This window comes from Variovorax sp. GW821-FHT10C12 (genome assembly GCF_059415405.1).
In genome coordinates this window covers 249,981-266,125 of the sequence record NZ_JBWKNE010000007.1, presented here as the reverse complement: position 1 = coordinate 266,125, position 16,145 = coordinate 249,981, and the positions used below count along the sequence as shown (strand labels likewise).

Sequence of the window (16,145 nt, the reverse complement as noted above, 5' to 3'; positions counted from 1 at the left end):
TCTGAGCCGATCACCAGCCCAGGCCCAGGTGCAGGGGCAGGTAGACGGCCATGCCGGCCAGCATCGTGCCGAGCACGCCGCGCCGCCAGAAGTAATAAGCACCGCCGACGACCGCCGCATAAAGGCGGGCGTCGTGCAGCGTGGTGATCAGGTGGCCCTGCGTCATCACGATTTCGGGCGCGATCACGCCGGCCAGCGCGGCGGCCGGCGCGTAGTGCAGCGCGCGGTGCGCCCACTCGGGCAGGCCCCAAGGGCGGTCGAGGATGAAGAAGAAGCAGCGCGTGAGCACAGTGACGCCGGCGAGGCCCGCGATCACGGCCAGGGTCCACCAGTCGGTGCCGCCGCCGCTCACTTGTCGTCCTCCGCGTCGGGGTCGAGCCCGAACTGCTTTTCGAGCCAGAAGCACAGCAGCACCGCCACGCCGATCGCGACCACGATGTTGAGCTTGAGCGGCAGCGCGTAAGCCGCGACCGCCGTGGCGCCCGCGATGAGCGCGGCCAGCACGCGCAGCCGCGTCGTCGCCATCGAGCAGACGATGGCCACCAGGCTCAGCACGCCGGCAAAGCCCAGGCCCCAGGTCTGCGGAATGAGGTTGGCCAGCGCGATGCCCAGCAGGCTCATGCCCATCCACGCGCACCAGGTCACGAAGTAGTTGCCGGTGAGGTAGGCCTCTTGCGCCAGCCGCTCGGCGGGCGTGGTCGGCGGGGCCGTGTACTGCTTCGTGAAGAGCGCGTAGCTCAGGTCGGCCGTCAGGTAGCCGTGCAGCAGGCGACGCCAGCGCGGCATGTGCATGAGGTAGGGCCGCAGGTGCAGGCTGAACACCACGAAGCGCAGGTTGACGCAGAAGCCCGTCGCCAGGATCACCCAGGCCGGCGCGCCCGCGGCCAGCAGCGGGATGGCGGCCAGCTGCGAGCTGCCGGCGTAGACGAACAGGGTCATCGCCACGGCCTCGATCACGCTCATGTCCGACTTGACCATGGCCACGCCGGTCATCAGGCCCCAGGCGCCGATGCCGAGCGCGGCCGAAGCCATGTCGCGCATGCCGGCGCGGAACTCGGGCTGGCGGCGCAGCGTGGGCGAGAGGAACATCAGCCGAAGACCTGGCCGGGCTTCAGGTCGAAGCCGCGCAGGAAATCGGCCGCGGGCAGGCGCTTGCCGCCCGGGCGTTGCAGTTCGGTGAGCACCACGGTGGCGTCCGACGCCGCCACGGCGACGCCGGTGGCGTCGGCCGAGACGACGGTGCCGGGCGCCGCGCCCGGGGTGCCGGGCGCCACGTGCGCGGCCCAGAGCTTGACGGTCTCGCCGCCGAGCGGGCTGTTGGCGCCGGGGAACGGATCGAAGGCCAGCACGCGGCGCACGATGGCAGCGGCCGGCTGCGTCCAGTCGATCAGCGCTTCGTGCTTCTCGACCTTGTGGGCGTAGGTGATGCCTTCGGTGGGCTGCGGCGTACGGGTGAGTTGCCCGATCTGCGCCAGCGCCTCGACCACCATGCGCCCGCCGAGCGCGGCCAGCCGGTCGTGCAGGCGGGCGGTGTTCTCGCCGGGCGCGATGTCGAGCGCCTCGCGCAGCAGCATGTCGCCGGTGTCCAGGCCCGCGTCCATCTGCATGATGGTGATGCCGGTCTGTGCGTCGCCGGCCTCGATGGCGCGGTGGATCGGCGCCGCGCCGCGCCAGCGCGGCAGCAGGCTGGCGTGGATGTTGAGGCAGCCGTGCGCCGGCAGGTCGAGCACCCACTGCGGCAGGATCAGCCCGTAGGCCGCGACCACCATCACGTCGGGCTGCCACGCCAGCAGCGTGTCGCGCGCGGCCGTGGCCTCGTCGGGGTACTTGCCGTCGAGCCGCAGGCTGCGCGGCTGCGCCACGGGCCAGTTGTGGGCCACGGCGCACTGCTTGACGGGTGAGGCCTGCAGCTTCATGCCGCGGCCGGCGGGCCGGTCGGGCTGGCTCATCACGCCGACGATGTCATGGCCGGCGGCGGCAATGGCCTCCAGGGCGACGCGCGCGAACTCGGGCGTGCCCGCAAAAACGACTTTCAACGCGCTCAATCCCGGTTCCGTTCGAATTCGAGGTCATCCCCCGTGTGATACCGGCGCACCACGCCGGTGGGGTCGATGTAGATATAGAGCATGCGGCGCTCGTTGACGGCCTTGTAGCGCCAGGTCCAGACGGCGCCGTCGAAGGAGCTGACGCGGCTGATTTCGTAGGGCTTGCCGTAGAAGGCCAGCACCTCGTTCTGGCGCCAGCGGTCGACCTGGATGTCGTGGCTAAAGCGCGCCTCGGTCAGCACCTGGGTCACCGAGACGACCTTGCCGGACGCGTCGAGGTCGATGTCGACCACCTCGAAGCCCGCGGGCATGCGCGAGTACTGCAACCGCTCGCCGCCGCCGTTGAGCGGGTAGCGGCCGGTGGGCGCGCCCAGGCGCTGCAGGGTCTCGGCGGCGGAGGTGCCGGGCTGGATGCGCGTGGGTTCGCTGACGCAACCCGCCAGGAACAACAGTCCGGCGGCGGTCAGCGAGGACCACGCAGCCCGGCGGCAATTCATGCCCGTGCTTCTTTCATGTCCTCGCGCTGTTGCTTGAGGAGCTTGCTCTTGATGCGGTTGCGCTTGAGTGGCGACAGGTATTCGACGAACACCTTGCCCAGGAGGTGGTCGAGCTCGTGCTGGATGCACACAGCCAGCAGGCCGTCGGCCTCGAGGGTGTGGCTGTTGCCGTCGGCGTCGAGCGCCTGGACCTTCACCGAGGTGGAGCGCATCACGCCGTCGTAGATGCCGGGCACCGAGAGGCAGCCCTCTTCGTTGAGCACCTTCTCGTCGCTGGCCCAGGTGATTTCCGGGTTGATGAGCACGATCGGCTCGTTGCGCTCTTCGGAGACGTCGATCACGACCACGCGCTCGTGCACGTCGATCTGGGTCGCGGCCAGGCCGATGCCGCTCGCGTCGTACATGGTTTCCAGCATGTCGGCGACCAGGGTCTTGATGCGCGCGTCCACGCCCTGCACCGGTTTGGCCACCGTATGCAGGCGCTTGTCGGGGTAACTCAGAATGATTCGTTTGGCCATGAAATCGGGGGGAAGTTGTGGCTATTTTCGCCAATTCCGCGACGCGTCGCGGCGCATTGGCGCGAAAACGTTGCCCTTGCAAGGGCTTCGGGCGCAGAATTCGTAGCAAATTGTGAGATTCGTATGCGCCACGATACTTCGTGCGCTCACCCATCCAGACATGACACAGCCCAGCTCCACCGAACACCAGCGCCCGACCTTCTTTGCCTTCTGGACGGCCGCCCTGGCGGTGGCCGGCAGTTGCGGCGCCACGGCGGCCTGGGCGCAGACGACCTACCCGGTCACGCCCCAGCAGCGCGCCACCGCCCAGCAGACCGCCCAGGCCGGCGTGCCGCTGAGCGAGCTGTCGCCGAAGGCGCCCGACGAGTACACCGTCAAGCCCGGTGACACGCTCTGGGCCATTTCGCGCCTGTACCTGCTGCGCCCCTGGCGCTGGCCGGAGCTGTGGGGCATGAACATCAACGAGATCCAGGACCCGCACCGCATCTACCCGGGTCAGGTGCTGTACCTGGACAAGAGCGGCGGCCGCGCCCGCCTGACCACCCGCCGCAGCGTGGGCGGCGTCGACGGCGGCACCATCAAGCTGTCGCCGCGCACGCGCTTCGACTCGCTCGCCGGCATGGCCCTGCCCACGCTCAACCCGAGCCTGATCGAGCCCTTCCTCAGCGAACCCATCGTGGTCGACGCCAACACGCTCGACGCCGCGCCGCGCATCGTGGCCGGCAACGACAGCCGCGTGCTGCTGTCGCGCGGCGACCGCGCCTATGCGCGCGGCAATGCCGAATCGCCGCTGGTCGAGAAGCCGGGCCCGGTGCAGCACTACCGCATCTTCCGCAGCGCCACGCCGCTGAAAGACCCCGGCACCGGCGAAATCCTCGGCTACGAGGCGCAGTACCTGGGCAAGGCGCAGCTGCAGCGCGGCGAATCGACCACCATCGAGACGACCGGCGACAAGGACGTCATCACGGTCGTGCCGGCCAGCATCGACATCATTGCGTCGCGCGAGGAAATGCGCGCCGGCGACCGCCTGCTGCCCGAGCCGCCGCGCCAGCTGCTGAGCTATGCGCCGCGCGCGCCTTCCACCCAGGTGGACGGCCGCATCGTGTCGGTCTACGGCAACGCGGTGCAGTACGCCGCGCAGAACCAGGTCGTGGCCATCAACAAGGGCACGCGCGACGGCATCGACAACGGCCACGTGCTGGCCATTCTGAAGAACGGCGAGACCATCCTCGACCGCACCGGCGCCCGCAAGGAAACCATCAAGCTGCCGAACGAACGCATCGGCCTGCTGATGGTGTTCCGCACCTTCGAGAAAGTCTCGTACGCATTGGTGCTCGAAATCAACGACACTCCCCGCGCCGGCGACTTCCTCGTCAATCCCTGACACGCGCCTGAGGCTTTTTTCTCGCACACTCGTTTGGAACGCGCAGAACTCGCAGGCTGGCTGCGACTTTCACTGACACCAGGCGTCGGCGACGGTGCCGCACGCCGCCTGCTCGCGGCCTTCGGGCTGCCTGACGCGATCTTCGCGCAGCCCGAGGCGACGCTGGGCGAAGTCGTCAGCGCCGCCCAGGCCGCCGCGCTGAAGCAGCCGCCCTCCGGCCTGCAGGCGCAGGTCGACCAGACCTGGCAATGGCTGCACCCCGCGGACGACAACACCGGCGGCGCCATCACGCGCCGCGTCGTGACGCTCGGCGACGCCGGCTACCCCAGTTCGCTGCTCGAGATGGTCGACCCGCCGCTGATGCTCTACGTGCTCGGCGCCGCCGCCTTCGACCTTACGCAACTCGGCCGCAGCCTCGCCGTGGTCGGCAGCCGCAACCCGACGCCGCAGGGCGCCAGCCATGCGCGCGCCTTCGCGCGGGCGCTGGGCGAAGCGGGCCTGCCCGTGGTCTCGGGACTGGCGCTCGGTATCGACGGTGCGGCGCACCTGGGCGCACTCGACGCGGCCGGCGACGCCCCGGTGCTCGCCACGGTGGCCGTGGTCGGCACCGGCCTGGACCGCGTGTACCCCGCACGGCACCGCGACCTGGCGCACCGCATCACGCTGCAGGGGCTGATCGTGAGCGAGCTGCCGCTGGGCACGCCGCCGCTCACGCAGAACTTTCCCAAGCGCAACCGACTCATCGCAGGCCTGGCGCGCGGCACGCTGGTGGTCGAGGCGGCGCTGGCGTCGGGCTCGCTCATCACCGCGCGGCTCACGTCGGAGCAGGGCAAGGAAGTGTTCGCGATCCCCGGTTCGATCCACTCGCCGCAATCGCGCGGTTGCCACGCGCTGATCCGCCAGGGCGCGAAGCTGGTCGAGTCGGTGAACGACATCCTCGAAGAGCTGCCGCCGCTCGCGCCGGCCGCTCGCACGGTCGCCAGCGACACGCCTTCACCGGCCCCGGAACATCCGCTGCTCGACGCCCTCGGCTTCGACCCCGTGAGCCTCGATGCGTTGAGCGCACGCACCGGCTGGAGCGCGGCCCAGCTGCAGGCGAAGATGCTCGAGCTTGAACTCGACGGGCATGTCTCGCGTTTGCCCGGCGGTCTGTTTCAAAGAGCCGCCGTCGGCTGACGCCCAGTCTGCATCCGCTTTTTCGTGGAACACCGCGGAACCGGCTTTGCCGGGCCGCTGGTGTTGCCCCCGGTAGGGGGCTGGCGCAGCGACACGAAGTGCGCGAAGACTGGGGGCGAGCAACGGTTTCCTAGGCTATATTGGGCCCATGTTCGAAGTGCTCGTGTTTGTGTATGAAAACTACTGGCGCGGCGATGCCTGCCCCGAACCCGAACAGCTGGGCCGCAAGCTCAGTGCGCACGGTTTCGAGGCGGAAGAAATTCGCGACGCCCTGCAGTGGCTCGATGGCCTGAGCCTTGCCACGCAAGGCCTGCAGTTTGAACACCAGGCCAGTGAAGGCGATGACGACAACGCCATCACCACTGCCCGCGTCACGCTGGGCGGCGCGCCCGATGCGGCGCTGCCCCAGTCGAGCCAGTCGATGCGCGTGTACTCGCCGTCGGAGCAGGAACACCTCGGCGCCGAGTGCCTCGGCTTCATCCGTTTTCTCGAACTCTCGAACGTGCTGCCCTGTGGCCTGCGCGAGATCGTCGTCGAGCGCGCGATGGCCGCACCGGGCGACCCGGTGGCGCTGGACGAACTCAAGATCATCGTGCTGATGGTGCACTGGAGCACCGGCATCGAGCCCGATGCCCTCGTGCTCGACGAACTCTGCGAAAGCCGCGAAGGCCGTACGGCACACTGAGCTCGCCTCCGAGCTGCGCGCACTTCCCCACAGACGAGAACCGCCGCGCGGCTGACTAGTTCAGCAGCCGCTCAGGATTCGCATCGAGCTTCGCCAGCGCCTCGCGCGTCGCGCGCGCGGTGAGCGTCTCTTCCTCGGCCGGCACCAGCAGGCCGGCCTGCAGGTACATCGCGAGGCGCCCGGCCTGGATGAGGAAGCTGCGGCCGTCGGCCGAGGCGAACAGGTGCAGTCGCTTGCGGTCGCTGCGCCAGACGAACTGGACCTGGGTGACGCGGTCGTTGTGGTCCAGCATGAACCAGTTGCCGACCTGCAGCTCGTGGGTCCACGCGAGCATGTCTTCCGCGACCTTGACACCGGCGGTGTCGGAAATGACCTCGATGGCCGTGGCGTCCACGCCGAGCAGCAGCTCGATGCTCTGCGCGTCCAGCGGCAGGCTGGAGGCGCTGCCGTCGTCGCTCACGAAGTCTTCCAGGTGCGCCAGCCGCTCGGCCATGGCCTCGATCTTGGCCTGGGGAATGGCCTCGGTCTTCGACATGAAGGCGTCGGTGAGCGTGGCGCCGATGGTCTTGATGTGGCCCTCTTGCGGCTCGCCGACGATGCCCAGCAGGTCCATGCCCTGACGCAGGCGCTGCAGCAGCTGCGGCAGGTCTTGAATGACGCGGGCGCGGTCGGCGCGGTTGGGCTTGGCGCTCGCGGCCCAGACCAGCTCGGAGGCCACGCGCTTGAGCATCACGGTGTGCTCGCCCTGTGCGCCGTAGCGCAGCGCGGCGATGGCCAGCACCTCGGCCCAGACCTTGAACAGGAACTCGCGGATCTCGTCACGCACCGGCATGTCGTTGAGCATCTTGCGCAACTCGATGGTGTACTGGATCGCCATCGTCTCCTTCTGCTCGACCTGCTGCGCCACGCTCATGACGCGCTGCGTGGCGTCGCTCTGCGTGAGGTAGCGGCTGAGGAAGGCGACGAACTCGTCGAACACGAGCTTGAACACGCGCTGGCCGGTCTCGGGGTACTGCTCGATCACCTGCACCACGCGCTTGATCTCGTTCTCGAGCGCGCTGCCGGTGATGGCAGCGGCGTCGAAGCCCATCACGCAGGAGCCCATGCGGTCGATCAGCATGCGCGCGGGGTGCTGCAAGGTGCCGAAGAACTCGGGCTCGGCGATGGCCACGCGCAGCACGGGCATCTGCAGCCGCGCGAACCACACGCGGGCGGAGAACGGAATGCGCTCTTCCGCGAGGATGGCCTGGAACATCAGCGCCACGATCTCGACCGTGGCCTTGTCGGCCGTGGTGGGGGCGCGCTTCTTGAGCTCGGCCGTGCGGCGGCGCAGGTCGACCGCGGTCTGCTGGATCAACGTGGCCTGCTCGCCGCCGCCGTCCATGTACTGCGTGGCCGCCATGCGGTAGGCGACCTCGGCATCGGCGATGGCGCCGGCAAAAGTTCTGGAAAACACGCGGGGCGCGGCCACGCCGCCGCCGGTGCCAGTCACCCCGCCCGGTTGCGAGGCACCGGTCTCGCCGCCGATGCGCGCGGCGACAAAACGCTTGAGGCTCAGCAGCGCGGTCTGCGCGCGCTGCCGTGCGAAGGCGAGCGGCGAACTGCCCATCATCGAGCTGGAGGCCGAACCCGACGACGGCACCGACGCCTGGAAGCCGAAGCCCGGTCGCTGCGGCTGCGATGGCGGCTGGACATGCGGCACCGCCGCACCGGCCGTGCCTTGCCCACCGTGGCCCATCGGCATGTTCGACGTCACCGGCATGCCCATGGACGAGGTGCCGCCACCCGAGTCGCCCGTGCGGCGCACGAAACTCTTGAGGTCGATCTCCTGCATCACGCCCTGCGCGATCAGGAAAGCGTTGGCGCTTTCGTAGGCCTTCACGATCACGTCGGCCAGCGCCTGCTGCACCGTGCCTTGCACGCGGCCCCAGGCCTCGCGGCTCAGGCCGGCGGCCAGCCACTGGTCCACCAGCAGCTGGGCCAGCGTCTCGGGTTTCAGCACGTCCCGGGCGTCGAGCTCGTGCGTGCCTTCGAGGTGCTGGATGCGCAGGCGCAGGTCGCTGAGTTCGAAGCTGGCCTTGTCGTGGATGGTCTGTGCGAGGCGCGAGGCGAGGATGTTGCTCTCGACCACCTCGTCGCCGATGAGTTCCAGCCGCAGCGCCGCGGGGGCCGACGAGGTGGCACCCGTCGGGCTCGCGCCCAGCGCCTTGCGCCAGCCGGTCTGCGCCAGCGACACCCACTGCGAGGCGTGGCCCTGGAACGCCACGAGGTCGTCGCGGCTTTCCTGCATGGTGCGCGCGCTGCCGACATCGGACGCCACCGCGGTCAGCCGGTCGCGGATGGCCTGGGCCAGTGGAGCGATCGCACCTTCCGTGGCCGCCACGAAACGCTCACGCGCCTCGCGTGCGAGCTGCAGGGAAGAAGCGGACCGCGCAGTGCTCATTGATGGATCGGAAAGGCCGGAGAGAACGGTTCATCGACGACAGCCCCGAGCTTGCATCGGGATGCGCCACCGCACAAGTGCGGGTGACGCGAAGCTGGCGCCGAAGTATCCCTCAGACCACGGCGCCAGCGTTCGGGTCGTCGCCGCCCGGATCGCCGTCGCGCTTGACCGGCGGGCCCTTGATCAGGTCTTCACGCTTCACGCCCAGCCACATCGCGATCGCGGCAGCCACGAAACACGACGAATAAATGCCGAAGCAGATGCCGATGGTCAGTGCCAGCGCGAAGTAGTGCAGCGTCGGGCCGCCGAAGAAGAACATCGACAGCACCACGAGCTGCGTGGAGCCGTGGGTGATGATCGTGCGGCTGATGGTCGAGGTGATCGCGTTGTCGATCACTTCGGTGGTCGTCATCTTGCGGTAACGCCGGAAGTTCTCGCGCACGCGGTCGAAGATCACGACCGACTCGTTCACCGAGTAGCCCAGCACCGCCAGCACCGCCGCCAGCACCGCCAGCGAGAACTCCCACTGGAAGAAGGCGAAGAAGCCCAGGATGATCACCACGTCGTGCAGGTTGGCCAGCACGGTGGACAGCGCGAACTTCCACTCGAAGCGGAACGCCAGGTAGATCATGATGCCGATCACCACCATGGCCAGCGCCTTGATGCCGTTGGTGGTCAGCTCCTCGCCGACCTGCGGCCCGACGACCTCGATGCCGCGCTGCGTGGCCGACGGGTCGACCGACTTCAGCGCCTGCATGACCTGCGCGCTCTGCTGGTCGGAGCTCATGCCCTTCTGGGTGGGCAGGCGGATCTGCACGTCGCGCGAGGTGCCGTAGTTCTGCACCTGCACTTCGGGATAGCCGAGCTTGGTGACGGCCTCGCGCACCTTGCCGATGTCGGCCGATTGCTCGTAGGCCACTTCCATCACCGTGCCGCCGGTGAACTCCACCGACAGGTGCAGTCCGCGGTGGAACAGGAAGAACAGCGCCAGCGCAAAGGTGGCGAAGGAAATGATGTTCAGCACCAGGGCATGGCGCATGAACGGGATGGTCTTGTGGATGCGGAAGAATTCCATGGCGATGGTCCTCGGCCGTTACTTGGTTTCGACCACGGCCGCGCCGTCGGTCTTTGGCCGCCAGACGGTGCCGATCGACACAGACTTGAGCTTCTTCTTCTGGCCGTACCAGAAGTTCACGAGGCCGCGCGAGAAGAACACGGCGGAGAACATCGAGGTGACGATGCCGATGCAGTGCACCACCGCAAAGCCGCGCACCGGGCCCGAGCCGAAGGCCAGCAGCGCGATGCCCGCGATCAGCGTGGTCACGTTGGAGTCGAGAATCGTGCCCCAGGCGCGGTCGTAGCCCGCGTGGATGGCGGCCTGCGGCGAGGCGCCGTTGCGCAACTCTTCGCGCACACGCTCGTTGATCAGCACGTTGGAGTCGATGGCCACGCCGATGGCCAGCGCCATGGCCGCGATGCCGGGCAGCGTGAGCGTGGCCTGCAGCATCGACAGGATGGCGACCAGCAACATCAGGTTCACGGCCAGCGCGATCGACGAGAACAGGCCGAACAGCGCGTAGTAGGCACACATGAAGACCATGATGGCCAGGAAGCCGTACATCACGCTCTTGAAGCCTTTTTCGATGTTGTCGGCGCCGAGCGTCGGGCCGATGGTGCGCTCCTGGATGATCTCCATGGGTGCGGCCAGCGAGCCGGCGCGCAGCAGCAGGGCCAGGTCGCTGGCCTCGGCCACCGTCATCGAGCCCGAGACCTGGAAGCGGTTGCCCAGCTCGCCGTTGATCGACGGGGCCGTGAGCACTTCGCCCTTGCCCTTTTCGAAGATCAGCATGGCCATGCGCTTCTTGTAGTTCTCGCGGCTGACGTCGCGCATGATGCGGCCGCCCTTGGCGTCCATGGTCAGGTCGACCTTGGGCTGGTTGCTCTGCTGGTCGAAGCCGGGCTGGGCATCGGTGAGGTTTTCGCCGGTGACGAGCACCTGCTTCTTCACGATCACCGGTCGGCCACCGCGGTCGAGGAATTTCTCGGAGCCGAAGGGCACGGGCGCGCCGCTCAGTTCGGCCGCACGGCCTTCGGCGCTTTCGTCCACCATGCGCATTTCGAGCGTGGCGGTGCGGCCCAGGATTTCCTTGGCCTTGGCCGTGTCCTGCACGCCGGGCAGCTGCACGACGATGCGGTCCAGGCCCTGCTGCTGGATCACCGGCTCGGCCACGCCGAGTTCGTTGATCCGGTTGTGCAGGGTCGTGATGTTCTGCTTGAGCGCGGCGTCCTGCAGGCGGCGGGCCGCCTCGGGCTTGATGGTGGCGGTCAGGCGCCAGTTGGTGCCGTCTTGCGTGTCGGTGGTGCTGAGGTCGGGGAACTGGTCCACGATCAGGCGCTTGGCGGTCTCGAGCGAAGCCGCGTCGCGGAAGGTCACCTCGACGGTCTGGCCGTTGCGGCTGACCTGGGTGCCGCGGATGTTCTTGTCGCGGAAGGTGGTGCGCAGGTCGCTCGCGAACGATTCGGCCTTCTTGTCGATGGCGCCCTTCATGTCGACCTGCAGCAGGAAGTCGACGCCGCCGCGCAAGTCGAGGCCCAGGTACATCGGGTACGCATGCAGCGCCGTGAGCCACTTGGGCGAGCGCGACAGCAGGTTCAGCGCCACCGTGTAGGGCGGGTCGCTGGCGTCGGGCACCAGGGCGCGCTGCACGACGTCGCGCGCCTTGAGCTGGTCGTCGGTGGTGGTGAAGCGGGCGCGCAGGGAGCCGGCGTCCAGCGTCACCAGGTCGGGCGTCAGGCCGGCGGTCTTCAGCGCCTCCTCGACCCGGGCCTGGGTGGCGGCGTCGACCTTGACGGTCGTCTTGGCCGCGGACACCTGCACCGCGGGTGCCTCGCCGAAGAAATTGGGCAGGGCGTAGATGAGCCCCACGAGTAGCACGATCACGACGATCGTGTACTTCCAGACCGGGTAACGGTTCATGAGAAGGCGCTTTTCACAAGCGTTACAGAAATGGAACACGGCGTGACTTGGGGCCCTGCGCCGTGAAGCGCAAGGTTCAGCTCACGCTTTTATTGCTTGACGGCGCCCTTGGGCAGCACCTGGACCACCGCGCTGCGCTGGATCTTGATCTCGATGCCGTTGGCGATCTCGAGACCGAGGTACTGGTCGCTGATGGACGTGATCTTGCCGAGCACGCCGCCGGCCGTGGCGACTTCGTCACCCTTGGCCAGGGCTTCGATCATGGCGCGGGCTTCTTTCTGGCGCTTCATTTGCGGGCGGATCATGACGAAATACAGCACCACGAACATCAGCACCAGCGGCAGCATGCTGCCCAGCGAAGACAACATGTCGCCACCACCGGCGGCTGCGGGCGCGGTTTGAGCGAAAGCAGAGGAAATGAACAAGAGAGTCTCCAGCAGAGGGAAGAGAGAAGAAAAAGACTTCAGATGCGCAGGCCGGGCCCGCGGTTCCGCGCCCACGAGGGATGCGGGCCGCAAGTCAGAGGCTCGGCGGGGGAGGCCGCGCGCAGTCGGGCATTGTATTCGTCGCAGATGGCCGTTTCGCGCCCTTATCCGGCGCGGCCCGGAGGGCTTTCAGCTATCGTTTCAATAGCAAAGAGCGCCGCAAGGGCGCTCTTTGTCAGGGGAAACGGGCCTGGCGGATCAGGCCACTGCGCGCTGCGCCTGGGGGTTGCGCCACTTGCCCATCAGCTCGGTCCAGCGGGTGCGGGCCGCTGCCAGGTTGCGCTCCTTCACGTGGCCGTAGCCGCGGATCTGCTCCGGCAGCGCCGCGATCTCCAGCGCCAGCGCGTGGTTGTCGGCACGCAGGCCCTTGAGCACTTCCTCGATGCTGGCGCGGTACTCGCCGATGAGGGCGCGCTCGGTCTTGCGTTCTTCGGTGCGGCCGAAGACATCGAACGCCGTGCCGCGCAGGCCCTTGAGCTTCGCCAGGAAGCGGAAGCCCGTGAGCATCCAGGGGCCGAACTTCTGCTTTTGCAGCTGGCCCTTGGCGTTCTTCTTGGCCATGAGCGGCGGCGCCAGGTGGTAGTTGAGCTTGTAGTCGCCTTCGAACATGCCCTCGACGCGGTCCAGGAAGGTGCGGTCGGTGTGCAGGCGGGCGACTTCGTACTCGTCCTTGTAGGCCATGAGCTTGAACAGGTAGCGCGCCACCGTTTCGGCCAGGCCCGTGCTCTTGCCGACGGCCGACTCGACCTGCTGCACGCGGCCGACGAAGGCCTTGTATTCCTCGGCGTAGGCGGCGTTCTGGTAGCCGGTCAGGAACTCGGCGCGGCGCGCCACCAGGGCCTCGACCGTCTCGCGCTTCTTGAACTCGATGACCTGGCCCGGGCGCACGCGCTTTTGCAGCTCGTCCGGGCGCACGGCGGCCTGGCGGCCCCACTCGAAGGCGGTCTTGTTGTTCTCGATGGCCACGGCGTTCAGCTCGATGGCGCGCATCAGCGACTCGTGCGCCAGCGGCACCCAGCCCTTTTGCCAGGCGTAGCCCAGGATCATCGGGTTGACGTAGATGGTGTCGCCCATCAGCGCGGTGGCGGCGGCATCGGCGTCGAAGGCGCCCAGGCCGTCGATGCCCACGGCACGCGCAATTTCAGCGGCGCAGGCGTCTTCGGGGTTCTGCCAGTTGGCGTTGCGCACGAAGGCGGCCGTGGGCGCGCTGTGGCTGTTGAGCGCCACGTGCGTGCGCCCTTCACGCATGCGCGCCATGGTCTCGGCGTTGATCGTGACGAGCGGGTCGCAGGCCAGGATCAGGTCGGCCGCCGCGGTGCCCACGCGGGTGGTGCGGATGTCGTCCTGGGTGTCGCCGATGAGCACGTGGCTCCAGGTGGCGCCGCCCTTTTGCGCCAGGCCCGCCGCGTCCTGCGTGACGATGCCCTTGGCCTCGATGTGCGCGGCCATGCCCAGCAGCTGGCCGATGGTGATCACGCCGGTGCCGCCGACGCCGGCCACCACCACGCCCCAGACCTTGCCACCCGCGAGCGACGGAATGGCGGGCTCGGCCAGCAGGCCGAACTCGGCCGGCGTGGCCGCCTTGTTCTTGCCCTTCTTCTTGAGCTGGCCGCCCTCGACGGTCACGAAGCTCGGGCAGAAGCCCTTCAGGCAGCTCATGTCCTTGTTGCAGCTGCTCTGGTTGATGGTGCGCTTGCGGCCGAATTCGGTTTCCAGCGGCTCCACGGAGAGGCAGTTGCTCTGCACGCTGCAGTCGCCGCAGCCTTCGCAGACCAACTCGTTGATGACCACGCGCTTGGCCGGATCGACGGCCGTGCCCCGCTTGCGGCGGCGGCGCTTCTCGGTCGCGCAGGTCTGGTCATAGATGATGGCCGTGGTGCCGGCCATGGCGCGGAACTCGCGCTGGATGTCGTCGAGCAGGTCGCGGTGCTTCACCTGCACGTGGTCGCCGGGGACGTTCACGCCCTCGTACTTCTCGGGCTCGTCGGTGACGATGACGACCTTCTTCGTGCCCTCGGCATGCAGGCTTTCTGCAATCTGCAGCACCGAGTGGCCCTCGGGGCGCTCGCCCACGGTCTGGCCGCCGGTCATGGCAACCGCGTCGTTGTAGAGGATCTTGTAGGTGATGTTCACGCCCGCCGCGATGCTCTGGCGGATGGCGAGCAGGCCGCTGTGGAAGTACGTGCCGTCGCCCAGGTTGGCGAAGATGTGCTGGTCGGTCGTGAAGGGCTGCTGGCCGACCCATGGCACGCCCTCGCCGCCCATCTGCGTGAAGCCGATGGTGGAGCGGTCCATCCAGGTCGCCATGAAGTGGCAGCCGATGCCGCCCATCGCGCGCGAACCTTCGGGCACGACGGTGCTGGTGTTGTGCGGGCAGCCCGAGCAGAACCAGGGCTGGCGCGTGGCGTCGGCCACGCTGGTGGACGCCTGCTGCACCACCATCGCGCGCTCCTTGGCCTCAAGGATCGCGAGCTGTGCGTCGATGCGCGCGGCCATGTCGGCGCCGGCGGCGGCCAAGAGGCCGGTCTTCTTCAGGCGCGCGGCGATGGCCTTGGCGATGAGGGCCGGGTTCAGATCGGCGTTGGCGCGCAGCAGCGTGTGCGAGGTCGGGTTGGGCATCGACCATTCGCCGCCGGAGTAGCCGTCGTCCGTGGAGCTGGCGCCTTCGTCGAACTTGCCGACCACGTTGGGGCGCACGTCGGAGCGCCAGTTGTAGAGCTCTTCCTTCAGCTGGTACTCGATGACCTGGCGCTTCTCCTCGACCACCAGAATCTCTTGCAGGCCGGTGGCGAAATCGCGCGTGAGCTGCGCTTCGAGCGGCCACACCACGCCCACCTTGTGCAGGCGGATGCCCAGCTGGCGGCAGGCCGCGTCGTCCAGGCCCAGGTCGATGAGCGCCTGGCGCGTGTCGTTGAAGGCCTTGCCGCTGGCCATGATGCCGAAGCGGTCGTTCGGGCCTTCGATCACGTTGTGGTTCAGGCGGTTGGCGCGGATGTAGGCCAGCGCGGCGTACCACTTGTAGTGCATGAGCCGGGCTTCCTGCTCCAGCGCATGGTCAGGCCAGCGGATGTGCAGGCCGCCGGGCGGCATCTCGAAGTCGGTGGGAATGACGATGTCGACGCGCTCGGGGTCGATCATGGCCGTGGCGCTCGACTCGACGATCTCCTGGATCGTCTTCATGCCCGACCACACGCCCGAGAAGCGGCTCAGCGCGAAGGCGTGGATGCCCAGGTCGAGAATTTCCTGCACGTTGGCCGGGAAGAACACCGGCGTGCCGCAGGCCTTGAAGATGTGGTCGCTCTGGTGTGCGGCCGTGCTGCTCTTGGAGATGTGGTCGTCGCCGGCCACCGCGATCACGCCGCCCCAGGCGGTGGTGCCGGCCATGTTGGCGTGCTTGAAGACGTCGGAGCAGCGGTCCACGCCCGGGCCCTTGCCGTACCAGATGCCGAAGACGCCGTCGAACTTGTTGGTGCCCTGGGGCGAGAAGCCCAGCTGCTGCGTGCCCCACAGCGCCGTGGCCGCGAGCTCTTCGTTCACGCCGGGCTGGAAGACGATGTTCTGTTCCTTGAGGAACTTGCTGGCCTTCCACAGCGCCTGGTCGTAGCCGCCGAGCGGGGAGCCGCGGTAGCCGCTGATGAAGCCGGCGGTGTTCTTGCCGACCTGCTTGTCGCGCAGGCGCTGCAGCATCGGCAGCTTGACCAGGGCCTGCACGCCGCTCATGAAGGCGCGCCCGTAATCGAGGCTGTATTTGTCGTCGAGCGTGACGGTTTCTAGCGCGCGGCGAATGTGCTCGGGCAGCGGGGCGTTCATGTTCTCTGTCTCCGTATTGGCAGGGCTTTGTGGGCCTGGCTGAGGGGTGTGGGTCTGTGCCCGGTAGGGCGCAAGCCCATGGTGACGCAAAGTGTATGCCGGGGTCCGCGACAGGTGTTTGCGTT

General features: G+C 68.1%; 13 protein-coding genes. 3 read left to right on the top strand and 10 right to left on the bottom strand.

The annotated features are described in order from the left end of the window. Positions 1-10: 10 nt before the first annotated feature. Genes AC07OH_RS25920 through def form a run of 5 tightly spaced genes read right to left on the bottom strand, consistent with a single transcriptional unit; the run spans position 11 to position 3,060 of the window. On the bottom strand, positions 11-352 hold the full coding sequence (locus AC07OH_RS25920; protein ID WP_369630623.1) for an AzlD domain-containing protein: 342 nt from the start codon (positions 350-352) through the stop codon (positions 11-13). Further along, positions 349-1,089, bottom strand: coding sequence for an AzlC family ABC transporter permease (locus AC07OH_RS25915; RefSeq protein ID WP_495302625.1), 741 nt, complete (start codon positions 1,087-1,089; stop codon positions 349-351). Before AC07OH_RS25915 ends, AC07OH_RS25920 begins: the two co-directional genes overlap by 4 nt. Further along, the gene (fmt, locus tag AC07OH_RS25910) at positions 1,089-2,045 is read right to left on the bottom strand and encodes a methionyl-tRNA formyltransferase (protein WP_495302624.1); all 957 of its coding nucleotides are present in this window, start codon (positions 2,043-2,045) and stop codon (positions 1,089-1,091) included. The genes AC07OH_RS25915 and fmt overlap by 1 nt, the downstream gene beginning before the upstream one ends. After that, a complete protein-coding gene (locus tag AC07OH_RS25905; RefSeq protein ID WP_495302623.1) occupies positions 2,042-2,542 on the bottom strand; it encodes a hypothetical protein in 501 nt (166 codons plus the stop codon). Before AC07OH_RS25905 ends, fmt begins: the two co-directional genes overlap by 4 nt. Continuing rightward, on the bottom strand, positions 2,539-3,060 hold the full coding sequence (gene def, locus AC07OH_RS25900; protein WP_489060734.1) for a peptide deformylase: 522 nt from the start codon (positions 3,058-3,060) through the stop codon (positions 2,539-2,541). The genes AC07OH_RS25905 and def overlap by 4 nt, the downstream gene beginning before the upstream one ends. Before the next feature lie 160 nt (positions 3,061-3,220). On the opposite strand from def, the gene AC07OH_RS25895 reads away from it, so the two are divergent. The 3 genes from AC07OH_RS25895 to AC07OH_RS25885 all read left to right on the top strand — a co-directional run bounded on the left by AC07OH_RS25895 (position 3,221) and on the right by AC07OH_RS25885 (position 6,305). Then, on the top strand, positions 3,221-4,444 hold the full coding sequence (locus AC07OH_RS25895; protein WP_495302622.1) for a LysM peptidoglycan-binding domain-containing protein: 1,224 nt from the start codon (positions 3,221-3,223) through the stop codon (positions 4,442-4,444). Between the two features lie 33 nt (positions 4,445-4,477). Continuing rightward, a complete protein-coding gene (dprA, locus tag AC07OH_RS25890) occupies positions 4,478-5,620 on the top strand; it encodes a DNA-processing protein DprA (RefSeq protein WP_495302621.1) in 1,143 nt (380 codons plus the stop codon). Between the two features lie 148 nt (positions 5,621-5,768). After that, complete coding sequence (locus tag AC07OH_RS25885; protein ID WP_062478246.1) at positions 5,769-6,305, top strand: Smg family protein; 537 nt, start codon at positions 5,769-5,771, stop codon at positions 6,303-6,305. Positions 6,306-6,360: 55 nt separating this feature from the next. Here AC07OH_RS25885 and AC07OH_RS25880 read toward each other — a convergent pair whose 3' ends face one another. The 5 genes from AC07OH_RS25880 to AC07OH_RS25860 form a co-directional block, all read right to left on the bottom strand. Next, positions 6,361-8,748 (bottom strand): DUF1631 family protein, encoded by a 2,388-nt coding sequence (locus tag AC07OH_RS25880; RefSeq protein WP_495302620.1) that lies wholly within the window; start codon positions 8,746-8,748, stop codon positions 6,361-6,363. 112 nt (positions 8,749-8,860) lie between these two features. Then, on the bottom strand, positions 8,861-9,823 hold the full coding sequence (gene secF / locus AC07OH_RS25875) for a protein translocase subunit SecF (RefSeq protein WP_489060724.1): 963 nt from the start codon (positions 9,821-9,823) through the stop codon (positions 8,861-8,863). 18 nt (positions 9,824-9,841) lie between these two features. After that, positions 9,842-11,725 carry a protein translocase subunit SecD gene (gene secD, locus AC07OH_RS25870; protein ID WP_495302619.1) on the bottom strand — a complete coding sequence of 628 codons (1,884 nt, stop codon included), beginning with the start codon at positions 11,723-11,725 and terminating at the stop codon, positions 9,842-9,844. Positions 11,726-11,814: 89 nt separating this feature from the next. Further along, positions 11,815-12,150 carry a preprotein translocase subunit YajC gene (gene yajC, locus AC07OH_RS25865; RefSeq protein ID WP_099793994.1) on the bottom strand — a complete coding sequence of 112 codons (336 nt, stop codon included), beginning with the start codon at positions 12,148-12,150 and terminating at the stop codon, positions 11,815-11,817. Between the two features lie 258 nt (positions 12,151-12,408). Beyond that, complete coding sequence (locus tag AC07OH_RS25860; RefSeq protein ID WP_495302618.1) at positions 12,409-16,020, bottom strand: indolepyruvate ferredoxin oxidoreductase family protein; 3,612 nt, start codon at positions 16,018-16,020, stop codon at positions 12,409-12,411. Between the last annotated feature and the right edge of the window lie 125 nt (positions 16,021-16,145).

Excerpts from the sequence above, each read along its gene's own strand:
- AC07OH_RS25915 (WP_495302625.1), bottom strand. The coding sequence starts at position 1,089 with ATGTTCCTCTCGCCCACGCTGCGCCGCCAGCCCGAGTTCCGCGCCGGC.
- AC07OH_RS25905 (WP_495302623.1), bottom strand. The coding sequence starts at position 2,542 with ATGAATTGCCGCCGGGCTGCGTGGTCCTCGCTGACCGCCGCCGGACTG.
- def (WP_489060734.1), bottom strand. The coding sequence starts at position 3,060 with ATGGCCAAACGAATCATTCTGAGTTACCCCGACAAGCGCCTGCATACG.
- AC07OH_RS25895 (WP_495302622.1), top strand. The coding sequence starts at position 3,221 with ATGACACAGCCCAGCTCCACCGAACACCAGCGCCCGACCTTCTTTGCC.
- AC07OH_RS25885 (WP_062478246.1), top strand. The coding sequence starts at position 5,769 with ATGTTCGAAGTGCTCGTGTTTGTGTATGAAAACTACTGGCGCGGCGAT.
- AC07OH_RS25880 (WP_495302620.1), bottom strand. The coding sequence starts at position 8,748 with ATGAGCACTGCGCGGTCCGCTTCTTCCCTGCAGCTCGCACGCGAGGCG.
- secF (WP_489060724.1), bottom strand. The coding sequence starts at position 9,823 with ATGGAATTCTTCCGCATCCACAAGACCATCCCGTTCATGCGCCATGCC.
- secD (WP_495302619.1), bottom strand. The coding sequence starts at position 11,725 with ATGAACCGTTACCCGGTCTGGAAGTACACGATCGTCGTGATCGTGCTA.
- AC07OH_RS25860 (WP_495302618.1), bottom strand. The coding sequence starts at position 16,020 with ATGAACGCCCCGCTGCCCGAGCACATTCGCCGCGCGCTAGAAACCGTC.